Genomic DNA, 21,862 nt, shown 5'->3' with positions numbered 1-21,862 from the left:
GAAAAGTGATTACCACTGATAACTCACGAAAATTTTGCCATTACGACCATCCTGCGGAATGCCCTGCGGCGACCAGTACTCTTTGTCGAAGGCGTTGCCCAGTACCAGCGTGGTGGTCATGCCTTTCAGCGCTTGTTGGCCCTGATAGCTCACGTAGAAATCGTTTACCGCATAACCGGGCTGTTTCGTGTAGCTGCTGCTGATATGCGTTGAACGGTCAGCAAATGTACCTATCCAGCCAACGGAGAAACCGCTGTGCGCAACCGGTACGTTCAGTTTGCTGGTGACGGTATCCGGGTTAATGCTGGAAATGTATTCGCCGGTGTCTGTATCTTTGCCGCGCGTACGGTTATAGGCCATGTCGAGGCTGAACAGATCGGCGGAATATTTCGCCATCACGTCCCAGCCCCAGATTTTGGCGTTGGGTACGTTATAGGACATGGTTGTCGCGGCGGCGAAGTCGACGCTGGTGGAGATGTAATCTTTCGCTTTGGTGTCGAAATAGCTGGCTTTAAATTCGAGCGCATCGCTCGCCATCAACAGATCGTCAAAGCGCAGGCCAAATCCGTATTCCTGGGTTTCGTTGGTTTCCGGGCGTAGGTTAGGGTTTGGCACCCAGTAGTTGGTGTAAAAACGGCCAATCGAGAAGTGTTTCGCATCGTTATACATCTCGCCCATGGTCGGCGCACGGAAGGCCTGAGCGTATGAACCGAACAGCATCAGCCAGTCGGTTGGCGCAACGGTGAGCCCGGCGCGGGACGACCATTTATCGGCATCGACATCTTCATAGCCGTCGCTGCTGCCACGATAAGAGTCATAACGGGTACCGCCCAGCAGCGTAACCGGCAGGTCGCGCAGGGTGATTTCATCTTGTAGCCAACCGGAGCTGAAATCGATTTTTGCCTCCGGGAAACCGGTGGTTGCGCCGCCTGGCTGTTGTTCCTGACGATAGTATTCCCCGCCGTAGGTCAGTAAATGAGATGCAAAAGAGTCGGTAAACAGGCGGCTGCGGTTGTCGATTTTGCCGCCTTTGGTGGTTTGTTTGCGAAACTCGCCGGTGTTATCCGTGTTTTGCGCATTAATGCGTGCTTCGGACCAGTAGACGCGGGCATCCGCGTTCAACCAGTCATTGTCGGCTGGAGCAATCGAGTAGGTCAGTTGCGCGTCGCGCTGGATGGTTGAGCGATCGGTCATCGGGTTGCTGGTGGCATCCGCCGCGCTGGTTTGCGGGTTTTTAGGTTCACGGGCGTCATTGTTGTAGTAACGCAGCGAGCCGGCCAGCGTCTGGGCGCTGTCGATTTTCCAGCTGCCCTTCGCCAGCATATTGTTAATCGCTTCGTCGTTTGGCGCCGTAGTACCGTCGCTCTGGCGCAAATCACCGCGATCGCGACTGGACCAGGCAAGCAGTCCGTCCAGCGTATCGGTGCGACCAAACGCGCTGGCGCCCATACCGAGGCTATGATCGCCGGTTGCCGCGGTACCGAACACGCGATAACCACTGTTTTGTCCGGCTTCCAGCAGATCTTTGGCATCCGCAGTGTCATAGGCGATCACTCCACCTAACGCGCCGCTACCGTACAGCAGTGCAGAAGGGCCACGGACGACCTCGATGCGTTTGATCAGCGCCGGATCGAGGAAGGTACTGTTCAGGTGTCCGGTGTCGGTTCCCTGACGAACGCCATCAACCAGCACCAGAACGCCACGTCGATCGTAGCCGCGCAGATTCACGTCCTGGCCGTTAGTGCGACCGGTGCCGTCAAGGGTCAGGCCCGGAACCGTACGCAACAGGTCGGCTGCCGAGCTGGCGGTCTGGTTTTCCGGCGCGGTGGCATCAATCACGCTGACCATCATCGGTGCTTCAAAAGCACTTCGGGCATTGCCGGTAGCGGTGACGGTCATATCTTCTACCGCCGCATACGCGACGGCGGGCAGGTTACTGATAATCGCCAGCGCCAAGAGCGAAGGGCGCAGGGATGCAGTGTGCAGGTGTGGCATAGCAACTCTCCATTAGGAAATCGAAAAGCGCTGGCTGCCTGGGTACTACCTGGGTGGCTGGCGAAAAGTGGTGTTTATTTGGTCAGAATGAGTTTTCCGGCTTGTGTCTGGCGCAGCAGATAGAGCTGACCATCGTGTTCTATGATCACGCGCCCCTCTTTGCCCAGCAGACTTTTACTGTCAATTCGGCGCTCGTTTGGCGCGACGGCAGGCGGTGTTTTTTCTTTTGCGGGCGTTGTTGTGTTATCCATACGTGAATAGTGTTTAAAAATAACAATCAATTTAACAATGATAATCATTATCATCAGACTGCAAAATTGCGGCAAGCCTTTTTGTGAAATAATTGTGACGAGAATAGATTTTGTACAATAAGGAGGGGGAAAACAAAGGATTAGCACCGGGCAACGTGATGTTACCCGGCGAACAGCATTAAAAACGGCTATCAACCGCAGAGGCGAGTTTTTCAACCAGCAGTTCAGTATCTTCCCAGTTCAGGCACGGGTCGGTAATGGACTGGCCGTAAACCAGCGGCTGGCCGCTAACGATTTTTTGCGTACCTTCACGCAGGAAACTCTCCGCCATAATCCCGGCAATCGCCGTCGAACCATTGCGAATTTGCTGGCACACATCATCACAAACGTCCAACTGACGACGATGCTGCTTCTGGCAATTGCCATGGCTAAAATCGACCACCAGATGTTCAGGCAGGGAAAATTCGTGCAGGGTATCGCAGGCGGCGGCAATATCTTCAGCATAATAATTCGGCTTTTTACCGCCGCGCATGATGATATGCCCGTAAGGATTACCGCTGGTCTGATAAATGGTCATCTGGCCGGTTTTATCCGGAGAGAGGAACATATGGCTGGCACGGGAGGCGCGAATCGCATCGACGGCAATACGCGTATTGCCATCCGTACCGTTTTTAAAGCCGACCGGGCAGGAAAGCGCAGAGGCCATTTCACGGTGGATCTGGCTTTCGGTGGTGCGTGCGCCAATGGCTCCCCAACTGATTAAATCGGCAATAAACTGACCGGTCACCATGTCGAGGAATTCTGTTGCCGTGGGTACGCCCAGTTCATTGACCTGCAACAGCAGTTTGCGTGCCAGTTCAATGCCGTGGTTCACGCGGTAGCTGCCGTTTAAATCTGGGTCGGAAATTAAGCCTTTCCAGCCCACTACGGTGCGCGGTTTTTCAAAATAAGTGCGCATCACGATTTCCAGACGCGCCTGATGTTTTTCGCGCAGCGCCTGTAAACGCGTCGCGTATTCCATGGCGGCATCAAGATCGTGAATCGAGCAGGGACCTACGATCACCAGTAAACGAGCGTCTTCACCATTTAAAATTTTTTCTATCCGGCGTCGGGAGTCCGTAACATGACGGGCGACGGAGGACGAAACAGGATGCCGTTGCGCAAGCTCTGCTGGAGTGACCAGGTTGTCAATACGCGCAGTACGGAGTTCATCGGTTCTGTTCATTACTTGTCTCAGAAATTTGTTGCTTCAACGGCAGGACTACCGGGAAGTGATGTATATCACAATATCATACTCATCCTGCCTGGTGGCGAGCATAATAACAAAAAATCGAACCAATGCACTAGCATTCTAGTACATGCGGCGATTCAGCCCCATGATGTCGAGGATCTTGGTAGCAATCTCTTCTACCGAATAATTGGTACTGTTCAGCCATGGGATCTGGTTTTTTCGGTACAGCGCTTCCACCTCAGCAACCTCCATCCGGCACTGGCGCATCGAGGCGTAGCGGCTGTTTTCCCGGCGCTCTTCGCGGATGGCTGCCAGGCGCTCAGGGTCGATGGTCAGGCCGAACAATTTATGCTGTAACGGCTTCAGGGACGCTGGCAGCACCAGATTATCCATATCATCGGCAATAAAGGGGTAGTTGGCCGCGCGAATGCCAAACTGCATGGCCAGATACAAACTGGTCGGGGTTTTACCGCAACGGGAAACGCCAAGCAGGATCACCTGCGCCTGATCGAGGTTGCGCAACGAAATACCGTCGTCATGAGCGAGGGTATAATCAATGGCGGCAATGCGCGCGTCGTACTTGTTAAGGTTGCCGGGGTTCAGGCCGTGGGTACGATGGGCGATCGGCGTAGGGTCGAGCTTCATCTCTTGTTGCAGTGGGGCAACCAACGCCTGCACGATATCCTGACAAAATCCTTCGCTTTGCAAAATGATCGAGCGAATTTCCGGCAAAACGATAGAGTAAAACACCAGAGGGCGCACGCCAGTTTGTTGATAGATCGCGTCAATCTGGTCTTTAACCGCTCGCGCACGACTCTCATTTTCCACAAACGGCAGCGTAATGCTGCTGATCGTAACCGGAAATTGCGACATTACCGCGTGGCCCAATACCTCGGCGGTGATGGCCGTACCATCAGAAATATAAAATACGTGACGATCAACAGCATTATCCATTTTGCTCATCCTGGGGCTGACATAATTCTCTGAAAGCATAAATTAAAATTCGCCAGAAGCGAATATTGCTGCATCTATTTTGTAAAATGAAACGGTATTTTTATATTTACTGAAAAGTACATTTCATTTTTCGGAACAAATGTTTATACCGGTAGTTTTTGTGGTGATCCCCTGTGGCTCGCGGGTTTGCGCAAATGCGGAAACAATCTGAAAAAATAAAAAATAAAGTTGCTTGAACGATTCACCGTTTTTTTCGCTGAAGTAAATATGCAAAGATAATTACGCAAAATTGAGTTTCCTAACCTCGTTCATATATAAGGATTGTTCGATGTCCAACAATGGCTCGTCACCGCTGGTGCTTTGGTATAACCAACTCGGCATGAATGATGTAGACAGAGTTGGGGGCAAAAATGCCTCCCTGGGTGAAATGATTACTAACCTTTCCGGTATGGGTGTTTCCGTACCGAATGGTTTTGCAACGACCGCCGATGCGTTTAACCAGTTTCTGGACCAGAGCGGTGTAAACCAGCGCATTTATGAGCTGCTGGATAAAACGGATATTGACGATGTCACCGAGCTTGCGAAAGCCGGCGCACAGATCCGCCAGTGGATTATCGACACTCCTTTCCAGCCGGAGCTGGAAAATGCCGTCCGCGATGCCTACGCGCAGCTGTCAGCAGACGATGCCCATGCCTCTTTTGCCGTGCGCTCTTCCGCCACCGCAGAAGATATGCCAGATGCGTCATTTGCCGGTCAGCAGGAAACCTTCCTCAACGTCCAGGGATTTGATGCCGTACTGGTTGCTATCAAACACGTCTTCGCCTCGCTGTTTAACGACCGAGCAATCTCTTATCGCGTTCACCAGGGTTATGACCATCGTGGCGTAGCGCTCTCTGCTGGCGTTCAGCGGATGGTGCGCTCAGACCTCGCGTCTTCCGGCGTAATGTTCTCCATCGATACCGAATCCGGTTTCGATCAGGTGGTGTTCATCACTTCCGCATGGGGCCTGGGCGAGATGGTCGTGCAGGGTGCCGTTAACCCGGATGAATTCTACGTGCACAAACCGACTCTGGCGGCAAACCGTCCGGCGATCGTCCGTCGCACAATGGGTTCGAAAAAAATCCGTATGGTCTACGCGCCAACCCAGGAACACGGCAAGCAGGTGACGATTGAAGATGTACCGCAGGAGCAGCGCGACATTTTCTCCCTGACCAACGAAGAAGTGCAGGAGCTGGCGAAGCAGGCGGTACAGATCGAGAAGCACTACGGTCGTCCGATGGACATCGAATGGGCGAAAGACGGTCATACCGGCAAGCTGTTCATTGTGCAGGCGCGTCCGGAAACCGTGCGCTCGCGCGGCCAGGTGATGGAGCGTTATACGCTGCATGCTCAGGGTAAAATTATTGCTGAAGGTCGTGCTATCGGTCACCGCATTGGCGCGGGTCCGGTCAAAGTCATTCAGGACATCAGCGAAATGAACCGTATCGAACCTGGCGACGTCCTGGTTACCGACATGACCGATCCGGACTGGGAACCGATCATGAAGAAAGCGGCGGCGATTGTCACCAACCGTGGCGGTCGTACCTGTCACGCGGCGATCATTGCCCGTGAACTGGGGATCCCGGCCGTGGTTGGCTGTGGTGATGCCACCGAGCGTATGAAGGACGGTGAGAAAGTCACTGTCTCCTGTGCCGAAGGTGATACCGGTTATGTTTACGCTGAGATGCTCGACTTCAGCGTGAAGAGTTCCAGCGTGGAGACCATGCCGGATCTGCCGTTGAAGGTGATGATGAACGTGGGTAACCCGGACCGGGCTTTCGACTTCGCCTGTCTGCCAAACGAAGGTGTCGGCCTGGCGCGTCTGGAATTTATCATCAACCGCATGATTGGCGTACACCCGCGTGCGTTGCTGGAGTTCGATGACCAGACGCCTGAGCTGCAAAACGAAATCCGCGGCATGATGAAAGGTTTTGATTCCCCGCGTGAATTCTACGTTGGTCGTCTGACGGAAGGGATCGCTACGCTGGGTGCGGCGTTCTATCCAAAACGCGTTATCGTGCGTATGTCAGACTTTAAGTCCAACGAATATGCCAACCTCGTCGGCGGTGAGCGTTATGAGCCGCATGAAGAGAACCCGATGCTGGGCTTCCGCGGGGCGGGCCGTTACATTGCTGATAGCTTCCGCGACTGTTTCGCGCTGGAATGTGACGCAGTGAAACGTGTCCGTAACGATATGGGCCTGACTAACGTAGAAGTGATGGTACCGTTTGTCCGTACCGTTGCCCAGGCGAAAGCGGTAGTGGAAGAGCTGGCGCGTCAGGGGCTGAAACGCGGTGAGAACGGACTGAAGATCATCATGATGTGTGAGATCCCGTCCAACGCCTTGCTGGCCGAACAGTTCCTTGAGTACTTTGACGGCTTCTCCATCGGTTCAAACGACATGACGCAGCTGGCGTTGGGACTGGACCGTGACTCTGGTGTGGTTTCTGAACTGTTTGACGAGCGTAACGACGCGGTGAAAGCGCTGCTGTCGATGGCGATTCGTGCAGCCAAGAAACAGGGCAAATACGTGGGTATTTGCGGTCAGGGTCCATCCGATCACGAAGACTTCGCCGCCTGGCTGATGGAAGAGGGGATCGACAGTCTGTCGCTGAACCCGGACACCGTCGTGCAGACCTGGCTGAGCCTGGCTGAACTGAAGAAGTAACATCATGCCGGATGGTGGCGTAAATGCCTTACCCGGCCTACGGTTAGTATGCAACGTAGGCCGGATTAGAGGTGTTAGCATCGCCATCCGGTACTTTACCCTTCAACGCTTTCCACACTCTCCACGCTTAAACGCTGAATGATATCCTGACGCAGCTGGTATTTTTGTACCTTGCCTGACGCCGTGCGCGGTAACGTTTCGACAATGACGATGTGTTCCGGATATTTATACTTTGCCACCCGTTTGCGGCTAAAAAAGGCCACCACTGATTCCAACGACAGCGAATGATGCGGCGGTTTCAGCACCACATAAGCGCACGACCGTTCACCTAACCGATCGTCTGGCATCGCGACAACGCAGGCATCATGAATGCGCGGATGCTGCAATAAAATATCCTCCACTTCGCGGCTGCTGATGTTTTCCCCTCCGCGCACAATAATATCTTTTTTACGCCCGGTAATTTTGATGTATCCCGCTTCGTCCATGCGACATAAGTCGCCACTGTAATACCAGCCATCTTTATCCAGCGCGCGGGCGGTCAGTTCAGGCTCATCGAGGTAGCCCATAAAAACATTGGGGCCACGCGAGGCCTCTTCACCTTCGACCCCTGCAGGCAACGTATTGCGCGCTTCATCGACGACTTTAATTTCCACGCCTGCGGCGGCATATCCATCGGTGTTCATCATGCGTGAAAGTGAATCGTCGAGATTGACCAGCGCATGCGGCGAGCTCTCCGTCGAACCATAGATGCTTAACAATTTAATGCCGCGCTGTTGGCAGTCACGGGCAATCTTTTGCGGAATGGTGGTGCCACCGCATAAGAAAAAACGTAGTGATGTGAGATCACAGGGCCGTTTTTCCAGACTACACAACATGTCGTAGACGAAGGGGGTTGCACCGAGCACGCAGGTACAGCGTTGTTGCTCGAGCAGTTCAAGACAGGCGGTTGGGGTGAATATATCCAACAATACGCTGCGTGCGCCGATTAAAAACGGCGCGGTAACGCCATGCAAAAAACCGGTAGCGTGTCCCAGTGGGGCGGGCATCAAAACCACATCCTGCCAGGTGAGATTGAGTCGGGCACAGTAGGCGCGTTCGCTGGCAAGGATATTGTTGTGGGTTAACATTACGCCTTTCGGCATTCCCTCGGTTCCGGAGGTAAACAGCACGGCAGCCAGTTCATCGGCGTGAACGTTAATAACCTGGGTTAATGGCGGAGCCTGAAGCAGTTGGCTGAACGCCAGCGAGGCGGTGGCCGGTGCCAGTTTATCTACGGCGACAATCTGTTGCAGATGCGGCAACTGGTTTTGCAAGGGGAGGATCAGATCAACCGGTCGGGTCTGTTTAAACAACGTCGGTGCGAAAAAAATCTTCGCTTTGCATTTGTTCAGTACCCACACCAGTTCCGCTTCGCGCCAGGCAGGCAGCAGTGGTACGGAAACGGCTCCGGTTTTCAGGCAGGCCAGGTAGATAATGGTGAACTCGCACCAGCCAGGCAACTGAAAGGCAATGCGATCGCCGGGTTGGATCCCGCAGGCTACAAACCAGGTTGCCAGACTGCTGGCAGCATCGTCGAGTGCAGCGTAGGTATATGAAGCGCCATGATTATCAACCACGGCGATTTTATCCGGCATGGCTCTGGCGGTTTGGTGCCAGTAATCGCCAAGCGAAGCATCTCCCCATAAACCCAGTTGTCGCCAGGCCTGGCGACGTTCGGCGTTAAACGTAAGTGTGATACTCATGAAGTTATTCCCAGGATTATTTCGGCATACATCTGACCGGATGGCCAGGCGGGGCCAATCCGGCGTACAACATGCAAAATCCGTTAGCCGTAGCGGAAATCAACGCCAAATGTTCCGAGCGGGTATTCCCATTGTGTGAGGATCGTGTCACCGCACAGCACCCGGCAGGTGCCGCACTCCAGGCAGCCTGCGGAATCAAAATGAATATTTCCACTCTCATCCTGTTTATACAGTCCGGCGGGGCAGGCTTTCAGCAACTTGCGAAATTCATTAAGGTCGGGATGTTCAGCCAGAATGATGTGCGGGTGGCCTTCATCAACATTAAATTTATTGACGCCCAGTTTGACGTCGACGTTAACGTTAGTGTCCTGATTCATAGTGCGGTGGCCCCCTTGATGCCGTCTTTCAGTAAGTTCATCAGCCCAATCTGCCTGGCATGGGACATGATCATCTTGCGAACGGGCTGATTTGGGCTTCCGTCAACGGTAAACATATCGTTCATGATATCGGCCACCATGCGGGGATACTGGGTGAACAGGCGCGGGTTTTCCATCAGCGCCGGGATCTTGCGAAAATGCTGCAAATCACGCATCACACAGCCCTGTTCGAGGGCGCGTTTGTAATCCATCAGGCTACTGGCCGAGTAATCCTGGCGCTCTTTTGCTGCAATGGCTGTTTGGGCGGCGGCTTCTGCGGAGGCTATCGCCAAATCCATGCCGCGCACGGTATAACCCAGATTCAGACAGAAACCAGCGGCATCGCCGACGATCATTACCCCGTCATCAACCAGTTTCGGAACCATTGCCAGACCGCCTTCCGGTACCATATGTGCGGAATACTCCAGCAGTTCACCGCCGGCAATCAGCGGACGAATAGTCGGGTGTCGCTTAAAGTCTTCCAGCATTTGCGGAATGCTTTTCGTGGCATGGGCAATATCCCCCAGACCACACACCAGGCCCAGAGAGATGGAATCCTGGTTGGTATACAGAAATCCGCCTCCCATCAGTCCATCAGACGGTGAGCCTGCGAACAGCCAGGCTGCACCTTCGTTGCCTGACAGATTGAACCGATCCGCAATCACCGCCGACGGTAAGCCGATCAGCTCTTTTACGCCAACGGCATAGTGCTGCGCAGAAGAGGGGGGAACCATTCCCAGCGACCGTCCCAGCATAGAATTAACGCCATCGGCTAGGATGACAATATTGGCTTCAAGGATATCGTCCCCGGCTTGCACTCCGGTGACCTTATTGCCTTCGCGAATTAGCGCGTCGACGCGCACGCCGGGGATGAACTGCACGCCAGCCTGTTCCGCTTTTTCCATTAGCCATGGGTCAAGCCGGTTGCGCAAAACGGTATAAGAGTCCTGCGCTGGCGCGTTGTCTTTTTCACGATGGAAGTCGAGGGTAACGGCGCTCTCTTCGGTCAGGAAGGAGATTTTTTCGCGGGTGACTTTACGTTCGAGAGGCGCTTCCTGTGCGAATCCGGGCATGATGCGCTCAAGGCTATGCGCGTAGAGTCTCCCGCCGGTCATATTTTTACTGCCCGCACTGTTGCCGCGCTCAATGACCAGTACGTCCAGTCCGGCCCGGGCCATAACGTAGCCTGCCATTGTACCCGCTACACCAGCCCCGACCACAATGGCATCAAATTTTTCATCTGACATGCTTTATGCTCCTTTCCCGCCGCGAGGGCAGCGGGAGATGTGCGTTAACGGGATTAGCGGCTGAGATGGTCGATAAGGGCCGGAACCACTTTGTAGATGTCGCCCACCAGACCGTAATCGGCGTAATTGAAAATAGGGGCTTTTTTATCTTTGTTGATGGCGACAATGACTTTCGCGCCGTTACCGCCGACCATATGCTGAATTTGTCCTGAGATGCCCAGCGTGAGATACAGGTCTGATTTCAATAACACGCCAGAAACGCCAATGTAGCGTTCGCGTTCCATCCAGTTTTCGCCTTCGGCAATCGGTCGTGAACAACCCACTTCAGCACCCAGCACCGATGCCAGTTGGCGCACCATTTCCAGATCGTTTTGCGCCACCAGACCGCGACCCACACCCACCACGCGCTTAGCTTTGCTGAGATCCACACTGCTCACGGATTTGGCGCGACGCTCCAGGCACATCACTTCATGGTACGGCGCGATGTACGTTGCTGAGACAACCGGGCAGTTGTGCAAGGCGTTTTCCGCGACCGGTTCAAGCTGGCCTGGGGCAAGCGTGATAATCGCCAGCGTACTTTTGATTTTTTCTTTGCCAAATGCCAGACCACCATACATCCGGTGTTCGGCGAACAAAATGCCTGCATCCAGCGTTACCGATGTGGCGTCGTTCACCATCGCTGCGTTGAGCTGAATGCTTAAGCGTGCGCCAAGGGATTTGGCTCGTTTAGTCGCGGACATCAGCAGCAGCCCGGCGTGTTCCTGCATCAGGGCGGCGATGGTCTCAGCGTAATTTTCAACACGCTGTAAACCGGAGGTTGCGTCGAGCACGACTATCTTATCGGCGCCCAGGGCTTGCAACTGATTGGCCTGGTCGCTGCCTTGTACGATAAGGTGTACCTGCTCACCCCACAGGCGAGCGCCGGCCATTAATTCTGCATAGCGTTCTACGTTATCGCTGAACACCCAGACGTTGGCTAATTTACTCATGATGATTTCTCTCCGTTGGGCTTAGTTCAGGGCTTTTTTCAGGTGTTCAGCCAGTTCGGCAATGGCTTCTGCTGAGTCATTTTCCAGAATGATGTGCTGACGTTCGGTTTGCGGCGGCACGGTAAGACTCACCAGCTCCGCTAACGGTGACGCAGGTATCCAACCAATATCGCTGGCTTGCCACGGGGTGACCGGTTTTTTACCCGCGCCCAGAATCGCCTTCATCGAGGGAATACGCGGTGTGTTGATATCCGACGTCACGCACAGTACGGCGGGGAGCGGCAGATCAATTACTTCGACTTCATCTTCAAGCGTGCGCTCAACCACAAGGCGATCGCCGTTACGTTGGATGCTGCTGACGGCATTAATCACCGGGAGCTGTAATAGTTCGCCAACCAGTAAGCCGACCTGCTGCGCGTAGATATCCCCCGATCCTTCACCGAACAGCATCAGGTCGAAATCCATATTGTTGGCCGCACAGGCCAGCGCCTGAGCGGTATCCCGGGGTAATGAATGCTCCAGTTGTGCATCCTGCACCATATACAAACTGTCCGGCCCGCGGGACAGCACGTCTTTACGCACTTTGGAGTTTTGTAGTAGCGACCCGCCCACCGTTAAGGCGATGATTTCATCACCCTCCGCGCTAAGCTGCGCTGCGGCCTCTATCGCATTTAAGTCAAACTGGCTGATTTTGGCATCGGCCCGGTCAAAGTTAAGCGAGCGCTGTGGGGTAACAACAATGTCCTGTTCTTCAGGCACCAACTTAAAGCAGGTTATTATTTTCATGGCATCTCCAGTGATTCTCGTGTGGATGATGACGTGGTGCGTCATTATCGACAGTAGGGAAAATTGACTGAAAATAGTGTGCGACAGAGGGAGGGCTGTTTTCGACGGGGAAATCTGTTTTCATTGCCAACAATCTTGCAAAAAAAACGTCCCGGGAATGCCTGGTTTATCAGCAATAATCAGACGGTGCGTACCAGAGGAAAAAACGGGAACACAAAGACAGTGAAAATAATTGCGAAATGCGTCATGTTTTTAATCGCCTCTGCGCTGAATTTGTTTCTTATATGTAAATTATTAATGCAGACTTAATAACATTTATTCTTTTTGATTATTATAAAACGCAAATAATCAATGACAGCAATGTACCAAAGCAAAAGGTGTCATCTTGCAGATGGCGCAAATAATTTTGTTTCGCCGGGAAGGAATAACGTTGTATAACGTCATTATCATTTTTATTTTCTGATATTAATAATCCCAAAATTGCTGCCTTTAGGTGGAGGTTGTCATGTATCAACGCTGCTTTGATAATGCCGTGGAGACCCTTTTTGAACAGGGAAAAACCCCGAGATTCTCGCGATTCGTCATCAGTGATGACCCTAACTGGGAGTCGGGTCATCACGTTCACGATAATGAAACAGAGCTTATTTATGTCAAAAAAGGGGTCGCAAGATTAATTATCGATTCGTCGCTGTATGTCGCGCATGCCGGGGATATCGTGGTGATAGAGCAAGGGCGACTCCATGCGGTTGCTTCGGATAGTAGCGCGCCTGCAACGACTTACACCTGCGCGCTCTACGGTTTTCGTTTCAACGGCTGGCAGGATAATCAGCTATTGCAGATGCACTCGTGTCCGGTGATTAGCGTTACTCAGGGGAAGGAGGTTATTAAGAGTATCTTTAATGAGTTAGGGGTTATGCTCCCCCAGAGCAAAAATAACCTGACATCTTCAGCCTACGACGCTTTTGCTTATGCTCTAACCGTTTTATTTTACGAAAACTTTAAAAATGCCTATCGTTCTGAGCAAGGTTATATTAAAAAAGATGTCTTAATTAAAGATGTGCTGGTTTATTTAAATAATAACTTCCGTGAAAAAATTACTCTCGATCAGTTATCCAAAAAATTCCGGGCCAGCGTGAGTTATATCTGCCATGAATTTACTAAGGAGTATCGAATTTCGCCGATAAATTATGTGATTCAGCGACGAATGACCGAGGCGAAATTTGCCCTGACGAATACGGAAGCTTCGTTAGCGGAAATCTCCTGGCGAGTAGGGTATGAAAATGTCGATCACTTTGCCAAACTCTTTCAGCGGCATGTAGGTTGTACCCCCAGTGATTATCGCAAGCAGTTTAAAAATAATCTGGTTGAGCAGGAATGTTTGATGCCAGAGGTCTGATTACCCTGGCTCGTGCCGGAAAACGCTTGTGCGCTATCCGGCACGGATTATCGCTTACTTATTCTGATAATCTTTCAGGATTTGGCGTCCGGCGACGTAAATCATAATTTCGTCGGTGCCGCCGCCAATGCGCTCGCAGCGAACATCGCGCCAGAATCGGGAAACTCGCGCTTCATCGGTGTAACCCAGCCCGCCCATGATCTGAATGGCGTCATCAATCACTTCCATTGCCGTGCGGGCGCAGTACAGTTTTGCCAACGCCGCGCTGGTCCGCAGCGACTGTTCCTGATCGGCCTGCCAGGCCACTTTCAACACCATATTGCGCATGTTTTCAATTTTAATCGCCATCAACGCCAGTTTTTCCTGGATCATCTGGTTATGGCCAATCGGTTTACCAAATGCGATGCGCTGGTTAGCATAGCGGGCGGCATCTTCGAAGGCGCACTCGGCGAAACCGGTACTACGCGCGGCGTTGATCAACCGTTCCATCTCAAAGTTGTACATGACGTTGAGGAAGCCCATGCCTTCTTCGCCGACCATATCGCTTTCGTCTACTTCAACATCATCAAGATAAACTTCGCAGGTGCTGAGCATGTGCCAGCCGATTTTATGCAGCGGATTAACCTTAATACCGGGTTTCTTCGAATCCACCCACCACAGCGTAAAGGCTTTCTTCGGATCTTTCGGCTCCGGATCGCGAGCCAGTACCAGCATATAAGGATACTCTTTAGCGCCGGTGATAAAGGTTTTTTGCCCGTTGAGATATACCTTGCCGTTTTTGCGGGTGTAGCTGGTGGTGGCGCTGTTATTGTCTGAACCTGCTCCCGGTTCGGTTAATGCCAGCGCATAAGCCGGATCGCCCGTTTCCATGGTGCTTTCTGCCGTTTTACGTAACTGCTCGGCGGATCCAAAACGACGCATACTGTGAATACACTGACCGTTCGTGATTAAAAAAGCGGGTGCGCCGCATTTGGAAACTTCCATCAGTGCCAGCATCTGCGTGACGTAATCTGCCGGGATACCGCCGAACTCTTCCGGAACGCCCAGCATTGAAATACCGTTGTCCGCAAGGGCGCGCATAAACTCTTTCGGATAGGTAGCCGTCTGATCGCAGGTACGGAAATATTCCTCCGGGAAATTGCTGGTAATCAGTTCGCGAATGCTGGCAAGCAGCAGCTCTTGTTCTTCAGTTAATGAAAAATCCATCAGGGTACTCCTTTTAATTGGCGGCATCGGGCAATATAAAACCCATCGAAGCATCGATAAATAATCTTTCGTCCATCAGTTTCAGTTCCGGAGAAATAACCGGAGGGAAATCCATTTTGTCCAGAATGTCTTCCTGTAAAGAGACACCTGGCGCAATTTCGACTAAATGAAGACCATCTTCTTTTAACGTAAATACAGCACGCTCGGTGATGTAACGCACATCCAGTCCGCGCTCGAGTGCAATTTTTCCGCTGAATGTGACTTCAGGTAGTTCGTTGACGAATTTTTTCACCCGGCCTTCCTGCACGATATTTAATTTGCCATTGGCAACTTCCGTTTTCAGGCTTCCGGCAGTTAAGGTGCCGCAAAATATTATTTTCTTCGAGGTGGCGCTAATATCGATAAAACCGCCGGTCCCCATAATTTTGCCATTGAATTTATGTACGCCGACGTTGCCTTGGCGATCCACTTCGGCGAAGCTTAAATAGCATACATCCAGCCCACCGCCGTGGTAGAAGTCAAACTGGGAGGTCATATCCAGAATCGCGCGGGTGTTGACGTTGGCGCCAAAAGCGATGCCCTGGGAGGTAATTCCGCCAATCGGGCCGGTCTCGACCGTCAGAATAAAGTCGTCAGCGCAGCCTTCTTCGCGTGCAACGAGACCAATACCATCGGCGATACCCACGCCAACGTTGCCGACCGCGCCTTTACGCATTTCGAACAGGGCGCGTCGGGCCACCAGTTTACGCTGATTGAGCGGCAGGGCAGTCTGCTGGCTGTCATCAAGGACAAAATCGCCCGAGATAAAGCGGTTAACCGGCGCACCGCCGTACAATTGAGTTTGATCGGGATCGATGACCACAATATCGACCAGATAGCCCGGAATACGCACGGCTTTTGGGTGCAGTGTGGCTTTCTTCACCATTTTTTGCACCTGCATCATGACGATACCGCCGTTGTTGTGAACGGCCTGAGCAATCACCAGCGCGTCGAGATACATAACTTCATCTTCAAACGTGGCGTAACCTTCGCTGTCGCAGGTGGTGGCGCGAATAAAGGCGATGTTTGGCGCAATGGCTTTGTAGTAGAGGTACTCTTTGTTATCAATTTCCACCAGCTTGATCAGATCTTCGGTGGTCACTTCATTCAGCTTTCCGCCCTGTTGGCGGGGATCGACAAATGTTCCGATACCGATCTCACTCAGAATACCCGGCTGGTGGGCTGCCGAGGCACGCAGGGTCTGGGTTAATACGCCCTGAGGATAGTTATAGGCGGCAATTTTATTCTGCTCAGCGAGGTCGGAAATTCGTGGTGATTGTCCCCAGTGGCCGCATAATGCCCATTTGACTAAACCTTCTTGTGCTAACGGGCTAATTCCACGGTCAGCACGGTCACCTAATCCCGTTGGGCTAATCAATGATAAGTTTCGGGGGGAGTGTGCGTTTTTATATTTTTCAGCCAGCGCGTTAATTAATGTTGTTGCTTCGAGAATACCGCCGCCTGCGCCTAATACACAGAGCGTTGCCTCATCAGGAATATAATTAATGGCATCCGCTGCGGATAATACGGGGACCCGACCATCAATGCGTTTTGGTCTTGATAATTTCATGTGAACTCCAGATTATATGCGTGCGACTACCTGTCGCTATCTTCGACAATAATAATGTGAGTTATTTAATAATGTCCGGCCATCTGCCCGATATTCGTGATTAAGCGAATATCTGGGGCAGGGCATTACTGATATTAATATGGATAAACGGTACTATTACGCCTGATGCAATATGGTCAAAACGGTACGTAGGTCGGTGACCGAAATTTGCCCAGGGGCAGAGGCTTTTTTCACCGCGCCAAAGGTTGCCGCTGAACCGAAAACCTCACCGGACAGACGTGAAATCACCCCTGTTTTAGCCATCGACATAGTAATGATCGGGCGATCGGCATAGCGTTCCTGCATTTCCAGAGTTGCGCCAAGCAGGGTCAATACATCCGTCTTGTTTTGCGGCATCAGGGCGATTTTCGGGATATCAGCGCCAAGCTCCTGCATTTTACGCAGGCGCAGGACAATCTCTTGTGCCGCTGGCGTCTTATGGAAATCATGATTCGACATAATGACGGCGACATTTTTTGCATGTGCATATTCGACGGTGGCTTTAATCAGTTCGTCACCGGTGAAAAGCTCCAGGTCAATCATATCGACCAGACCGCTATCTACCGCCGCACGGTTTAGCGCAATATAGTTTTCGACAGCCAGCGCCTGTTCACCACCTTCTTTGGCACTACGGAAGGTGAACAGCAGCGGTTTGTCAGCTATCACCTCGCGGATGGCGCGTGCAGCTTCCAGTACGGCATCAACGGAGGACACCTCGGTGAAATGGTCAACGCGCCATTCCAGAATGTCGAAATCCGCCTCGCGATAGGCCAGCGCTTCGCTTTTTACCGTTGCGATGTCTTTACCCATCAGTGAGACAATGATCTTCGGCGCACCCTCGCCAATGACGAGGTTTTTTACGGTTACGGTTTTCATCGATTACCCTTTAATTATTTTACAAATGCTTGCCCATCAGGCTGCAAAACCCATAACCTGTTTCACATACTCAAGAGGGAAATCTTTCCCGGTCCAGAGTTTAAACTGTTCAGCCCCTTGCCATAACAACATGCCGTAACCATCAATCGTTTTGCAACCGGCAAGTTGTGCCTGTTGCAATAATTTGGTCATATGCGGGTTGTAGACGCATTCAGTCACCAGCAGATCCGGGCGTAGCAGGGAAACGTCGGTCACCAGAGATTCGTTCTCCAGCGGCTTCATTCCCACTTTCGTACCGTTGGTCAGAATATCCGCGCTGGCCAGTGCGTCCGCAAAAGCCTGTCGATCGTCGAGATCGATAACGGTGACCACGCAATCGGTATTTTCATTAACACGTTTGGCGAATTCCTGCGCTTTGGCAAAGAACTCATCTTGACGGTTAAAGAGTTTGATTTCTTTGATGCCTTCAATCGCCGCCTGGGCGCCAATGGCCGTTGACGCGCCGCCTGCGCCCAACAGTACCATAGTTTTACCCCTGATATCGAAACCGCTTTCCTTGATGGCACGAATATGACCCGTACCATCAGTATTGTAGCCGCGCAGGTAACCATCATCATTGACGATAGTATTAATCGCGCCGACCAGTTTGGCTGCAGGCGTTAATTCATCAACATATTCACATGCCAGCTGCTTGTTGGGCATCGAGACTCCGGTACCGCGCATTTTTAAGGCCTTCAGCCCGGCAATCGCATTAGCAAACGTGGAGTTATCGACTTCAAATGCCATGTAGGTAAAAGGTAATCCCGCTTTTTCTAATGCCTTATTTTGCATTTCAGGCGACAAGCTGTGTCTGATAGGGTAGGCCATCAGACCAATCAGTTCATATTTTGCAGTTACGTCCATTTGATACTCCTTCTAAGCAATTTATTGAAAATAACGTTCGCCCAACCGCACATCATTTTTGGGAATATCAAATACGCGGTAGTAACGAATAAAGACGATGATGGCGGTGATGAAGGCCAGCAAAGCAAATGCGAGGTCCAGCAAAATGATGTACTGCAGGCCAATGTTTGAAAGGTATCCGGTGATTAATGGGATAATAAAGTTGGCTACGCCCCCCATCATCATATAAATACTGGTGACCTTGGCTTTGCTCCTGGGGAAAAACTCTGACATCACCGAAACGCCGAGCTGTAAAATACCGCCTGCGGCAGAAAACCCGATAAGAAATGAACCGGCGTTACACACCAATGGGGATGGATATAAATAGATAACCGCTGCGGTGAGGGTTGCCAGTCCGGCGTTAAACACATTCGCCCAAATGGGTCGAACCATTTTCTTGAGCAGTACAGCAAAAATAAACACGCAGACCAGCGAACCCATACTGTAGTAAGAGATGGTTTTCAGCGCGTCGGCTTCTGCCATGCCGGCAAATGCCATCGCATATTTCGGCATCCAGACTACGATGACGTAAAAGGTCGAAAATGCGGCCACCCCAAACATAACGGAGGCTACACCTTCCAGCCAGACCAGCGGTTTACTGTTCATCTGTGGTAGCTCTTTTGCAATGCCCGCATCCACCATCTGGCTGGGGAAACGGCTTTTGAGCAGCATCAACGTTATGACGACGAACAGTACCCCCGGGATAATGACCGCATAGCCATACCAGATATGGTTGAGCAGCATGGTGCTGACGACGATGGGGTAGATCATCTGCCCAAATGAGACCATCGCTTTAACCAGGATAACCGCTGACCCAGACGCCTTAGGGAAGCATTCCATCAAAGCCGGATAGCCACCTGTATCCAGGGCCGAGTTAGCGACGCCGACACAAACAGCGAGAATAAAGGCAATCATCAGATTCGGGCTGGCGGGAATGCCGAAGAAAAACAGCATGTACAGAATTGCCCCTAACAGAATGATAGCCCGTCTACCAAATTTATCTGAGAGCACGCCAAAGAATAAAATACTCACCAGGCGACCAAGACCAATGCCGGAAATTAAATAGGCTATCCCAGCATTGTCAGTGGAGAATTTTTCTGCGAGAGAGCTCATATTTTGCGCCAGTGTAATGACGCTAATGCCGTGTAAAAAATAACTTAAATAAATACAGATTATCGCCAAAAGGAATGGCGTATTAAAGGTCTTATTTTGAGACATGTTCACAACTCCTTGCGGATTTTAAAATTGTTCTGTGCTCGTCGATTTTGTTTAAATTGCGGCGACCTTGTGATTAATATACCGAGGCGCTGATATTGTGCCTACATAGCATGGCGTTTAAGTTACCAGGTATGTTGCATGCTCAACTGTGAAACTTAATTCTTTCAACCAACATTTTGCTGAAGTTTTAAAACCGCGACCAATTATTTTGCAGCGGGGGAGAACAATATTGCATCCGCATTATTTTACGACCGTCGCCATGTTTAGTTGCTGCTTTGTCGCGATACGGCTGCGATAGCCAATAAACAATGCTAACAGGAAGCCTACCGCGGCTATGCCGGTATCAAACCACATGATGTGAGCAATGCTGGTCTGCGAGAGTCTTGCCGTTATCAGTGGGATGGTGAAGGTCGCAATGCTGCCCGCGCTGTAGTAAATCCCGGTAGCTTTGCCCTTCGCATCGGGAAAGCGTGCGGCCATCAGCGTTAAACCGATTTGTACAACGCCTCCGGCTGAAGAGAAACCGATGACAAACGCGAAGACGATCACCATGTAGATCGACGGATGCAGGCAAACCATCAGCAATGCGATAAATGAGATAAAGGTGTACAGCATTAACAGAGAGGTTGCGCGCCCCGTCTTTCGTGCCAGTGGCGCGGTGATCAACACACACAGTAGAGAACCGCAGGTGTAAATGCTTAACAGCTTGATTGATAAGGTGTAGGACATCCCGGCGACAAACTGTCCGTACTGTGCCAACCACTGGCTTATCAGATAAAATGTCGCCATGGCGATGTAGCCGTACAGAGTGTAACTGGCGAGATCGAGAAGAGAACAACGATGTTCAGATTGTATGCTTTTCTGTTCAACGGGTAATGCCTTGAGGTGGGCTTGATGCCCAGGATGGGCCGGGAATCGACAGCGAAACAAAAATATGCCATTGATTAGCATTACCGCGGCCGCCACAAGGAAGGACCAGCCAAACCAAAGTTCTGCCCACACCAGCAGACTGATAATCATCGGCAGCAGAAACTGACCGATGGAAACAAACGCTTTAATTAAGATATTAGCCGTGCCGGGAGAGCGGGGAAACGCCTCCATCAGGCTGGGGTAAGTTCCGGCGTCAAGAAAACTGTTTGCCATTCCGGCTAAAAATCCAAAAGCATAGGCAATATAAATGCTGTGAGTATTGATGATGCCTACAAAGAACAGCAGGTAGCAGGCCATGCCGAAAATAATAAACGGTCTGCGGCCATAGCGATCGGAAAGCATGCCCGCCACCAATAACACGCTTAAACGGCCAATGCCGAGTGAGGAAATAACAATTGAGACGCCTGCGGCATCGGTGTGCCACTGTTGTTCCAGTGAAGACATATTGAGGCTCATCAGAATGACCCCCATGCCGTGTACCAGGTAATTAAAGTACAGCCCTATCGCAGTGGAGAAATAGGTGTTTTTCATAATATGTTACTCAGCGAAGAGGCTAAATGAGTGTGGCGCTGCGGTCTCTTAACACAAACGCTCAAGGTCGTGGGCATACAGTTCAACAGCGGCCGATTGATAGATTTTCCAGTCGAGAAAATCATCGTGCTGATAAACCGCCTGAAAAGAGATCAGATCGGGAAAGAAACGCATGGTGTTATTACCGATACGGTTATTTATTTTTTCGATAATGGCGTTAATTCTTAACTTTCGTCTGGCTTTCATTTCTGCACAAATGCGCGTGATGTCTTCCGGGATTTCCCTTTCGCCATTCTCCCATTGTTGCCAGGCGGCAACATTGTGATCCCGCGAGATATACATAGCGCTTTCTTCTACCGTCATAGCAAAAATATGGCGGATAGCCTGGAGTTCTAATGCGTTCATTATTTGATCACCTCATAAAAGACGGTGGAATAGTAATAACATTGCTGTGGATATTTCGGCTTGAAGAGAGTCACAGTATCTTGTGCAATATTATTTGTTTATCAACGGGGAAGAGCGGAGCTGTGGTGCGGTAAGGTTGGTGGCGAGGCGCGCGAAGGACAAAAAAAAGCCCATCGTGGGAGATGGGCAAAGACTACACACAGCAATTCGTTGTTTCACTCAGGGGATTTCCATGCTTATAAATCAATGTGTTGATCTAAAGCCATGGGCTAATAGTAGGCATACTGATTTTTTACGTCGATCAGATTCATCTCAATAGTTTAAAAACTGTAAATAATTTGCGAAGCAAATGAGTATTTAAAGAAGGATAACGTTGGGTCTTATTCAGTAAG

At 51.3% G+C, this 21,862-nt stretch carries 18 protein-coding genes and 1 other RNA gene; 2 read left to right on the top strand and 17 right to left on the bottom strand.

Features of this window, described 5'->3' with window-relative positions:
• Positions 1-9 precede the first annotated feature (9 nt).
• From OGW44_RS03620 to ppsR, 4 genes are all read right to left on the bottom strand, one after another.
• Positions 10-1,995, bottom strand: coding sequence for a TonB-dependent hemoglobin/transferrin/lactoferrin family receptor (locus tag OGW44_RS03620; protein ID WP_019076664.1), 1,986 nt, complete (start codon positions 1,993-1,995; stop codon positions 10-12).
• A gap of 74 nt (positions 1,996-2,069) precedes the next feature.
• Positions 2,070-2,300 carry a hemin uptake protein HemP gene (hemP, locus tag OGW44_RS03615; RefSeq protein WP_072034386.1) on the bottom strand — a complete coding sequence of 77 codons (231 nt, stop codon included), beginning with the start codon at positions 2,298-2,300 and terminating at the stop codon, positions 2,070-2,072.
• A gap of 124 nt (positions 2,301-2,424) precedes the next feature.
• Positions 2,425-3,471, bottom strand: a complete 1,047-nt coding sequence (gene aroH, locus OGW44_RS03610) for a 3-deoxy-7-phosphoheptulonate synthase AroH (protein WP_016152883.1) — start codon at positions 3,469-3,471, stop codon at positions 2,425-2,427.
• Between the two features lie 126 nt (positions 3,472-3,597).
• On the bottom strand, positions 3,598-4,431 hold the full coding sequence (ppsR, locus tag OGW44_RS03605) for a posphoenolpyruvate synthetase regulatory kinase/phosphorylase PpsR (RefSeq protein ID WP_016152884.1): 834 nt from the start codon (positions 4,429-4,431) through the stop codon (positions 3,598-3,600).
• 328 nt (positions 4,432-4,759) lie between these two features.
• Here ppsR and ppsA point away from each other — a divergent pair, with 328 nt between their 5' ends.
• Positions 4,760-7,138 (top strand): phosphoenolpyruvate synthase, encoded by a 2,379-nt coding sequence (gene ppsA / locus OGW44_RS03600; protein WP_019076667.1) that lies wholly within the window; start codon positions 4,760-4,762, stop codon positions 7,136-7,138.
• A gap of 95 nt (positions 7,139-7,233) precedes the next feature.
• Here ppsA and fadK read toward each other — a convergent pair whose 3' ends face one another.
• From fadK to OGW44_RS03575, 5 genes are all read right to left on the bottom strand, one after another.
• A complete protein-coding gene (gene fadK / locus OGW44_RS03595; protein WP_153646487.1) occupies positions 7,234-8,880 on the bottom strand; it encodes a medium-chain fatty-acid--CoA ligase in 1,647 nt (548 codons plus the stop codon).
• A gap of 83 nt (positions 8,881-8,963) precedes the next feature.
• The gene (locus OGW44_RS03590) at positions 8,964-9,257 is read right to left on the bottom strand and encodes a ferredoxin family protein (RefSeq protein WP_016152887.1); all 294 of its coding nucleotides are present in this window, start codon (positions 9,255-9,257) and stop codon (positions 8,964-8,966) included.
• The gene (locus tag OGW44_RS03585) at positions 9,254-10,543 is read right to left on the bottom strand and encodes an FAD-dependent oxidoreductase (protein WP_049040471.1); all 1,290 of its coding nucleotides are present in this window, start codon (positions 10,541-10,543) and stop codon (positions 9,254-9,256) included. The genes OGW44_RS03590 and OGW44_RS03585 overlap by 4 nt, the downstream gene beginning before the upstream one ends.
• Before the next feature lie 53 nt (positions 10,544-10,596).
• The gene (locus OGW44_RS03580) at positions 10,597-11,532 is read right to left on the bottom strand and encodes an electron transfer flavoprotein subunit alpha (RefSeq protein WP_016156352.1); all 936 of its coding nucleotides are present in this window, start codon (positions 11,530-11,532) and stop codon (positions 10,597-10,599) included.
• A 21-nt stretch (positions 11,533-11,553) separates the two neighbouring features.
• Positions 11,554-12,318, bottom strand: a complete 765-nt coding sequence (locus tag OGW44_RS03575) for an electron transfer flavoprotein (protein WP_016156353.1) — start codon at positions 12,316-12,318, stop codon at positions 11,554-11,556.
• 505 nt (positions 12,319-12,823) lie between these two features.
• On the opposite strand from OGW44_RS03575, the gene OGW44_RS03570 reads away from it, so the two are divergent.
• A complete protein-coding gene (locus OGW44_RS03570; protein WP_016152891.1) occupies positions 12,824-13,714 on the top strand; it encodes an AraC family transcriptional regulator in 891 nt (296 codons plus the stop codon).
• A 54-nt stretch (positions 13,715-13,768) separates the two neighbouring features.
• Here OGW44_RS03570 and OGW44_RS03565 read toward each other — a convergent pair whose 3' ends face one another.
• The 8 genes from OGW44_RS03565 to rprA form a co-directional block, all read right to left on the bottom strand.
• Positions 13,769-14,920, bottom strand: coding sequence for an acyl-CoA dehydrogenase (locus tag OGW44_RS03565; protein ID WP_003836610.1), 1,152 nt, complete (start codon positions 14,918-14,920; stop codon positions 13,769-13,771).
• Between the two features lie 13 nt (positions 14,921-14,933).
• Positions 14,934-16,529: an acyl CoA:acetate/3-ketoacid CoA transferase gene (locus tag OGW44_RS03560; RefSeq protein WP_185654570.1), complete on the bottom strand. Its 1,596-nt coding sequence runs from the start codon at positions 16,527-16,529 to the stop codon at positions 14,934-14,936.
• Between the two features lie 156 nt (positions 16,530-16,685).
• Complete coding sequence (aroD, locus tag OGW44_RS03555) at positions 16,686-17,444, bottom strand: type I 3-dehydroquinate dehydratase (protein WP_019076674.1); 759 nt, start codon at positions 17,442-17,444, stop codon at positions 16,686-16,688.
• Between the two features lie 36 nt (positions 17,445-17,480).
• The gene (ydiB, locus tag OGW44_RS03550; RefSeq protein WP_016156358.1) at positions 17,481-18,347 is read right to left on the bottom strand and encodes a quinate/shikimate dehydrogenase; all 867 of its coding nucleotides are present in this window, start codon (positions 18,345-18,347) and stop codon (positions 17,481-17,483) included.
• A gap of 21 nt (positions 18,348-18,368) precedes the next feature.
• Positions 18,369-19,604: an MFS transporter gene (locus OGW44_RS03545; protein ID WP_053390159.1), complete on the bottom strand. Its 1,236-nt coding sequence runs from the start codon at positions 19,602-19,604 to the stop codon at positions 18,369-18,371.
• Positions 19,605-19,844: 240 nt separating this feature from the next.
• The gene (locus OGW44_RS03540; protein ID WP_047417808.1) at positions 19,845-21,065 is read right to left on the bottom strand and encodes an MFS transporter; all 1,221 of its coding nucleotides are present in this window, start codon (positions 21,063-21,065) and stop codon (positions 19,845-19,847) included.
• A gap of 48 nt (positions 21,066-21,113) precedes the next feature.
• Positions 21,114-21,470: a YdiL family protein gene (locus tag OGW44_RS03535; RefSeq protein ID WP_016156361.1), complete on the bottom strand. Its 357-nt coding sequence runs from the start codon at positions 21,468-21,470 to the stop codon at positions 21,114-21,116.
• 158 nt (positions 21,471-21,628) lie between these two features.
• Positions 21,629-21,736: antisense sRNA RprA (gene rprA, locus OGW44_RS03530), an RNA gene on the bottom strand.
• Between the last annotated feature and the right edge of the window lie 126 nt (positions 21,737-21,862).

Source organism: Citrobacter sp. Cb023 (assembly GCF_030336805.1).
In the GTDB taxonomy this organism is placed as follows: domain Bacteria; phylum Pseudomonadota; class Gammaproteobacteria; order Enterobacterales; family Enterobacteriaceae; genus Citrobacter; species Citrobacter braakii.
This window is presented reverse-complemented; position numbering and strand designations above follow the sequence as displayed.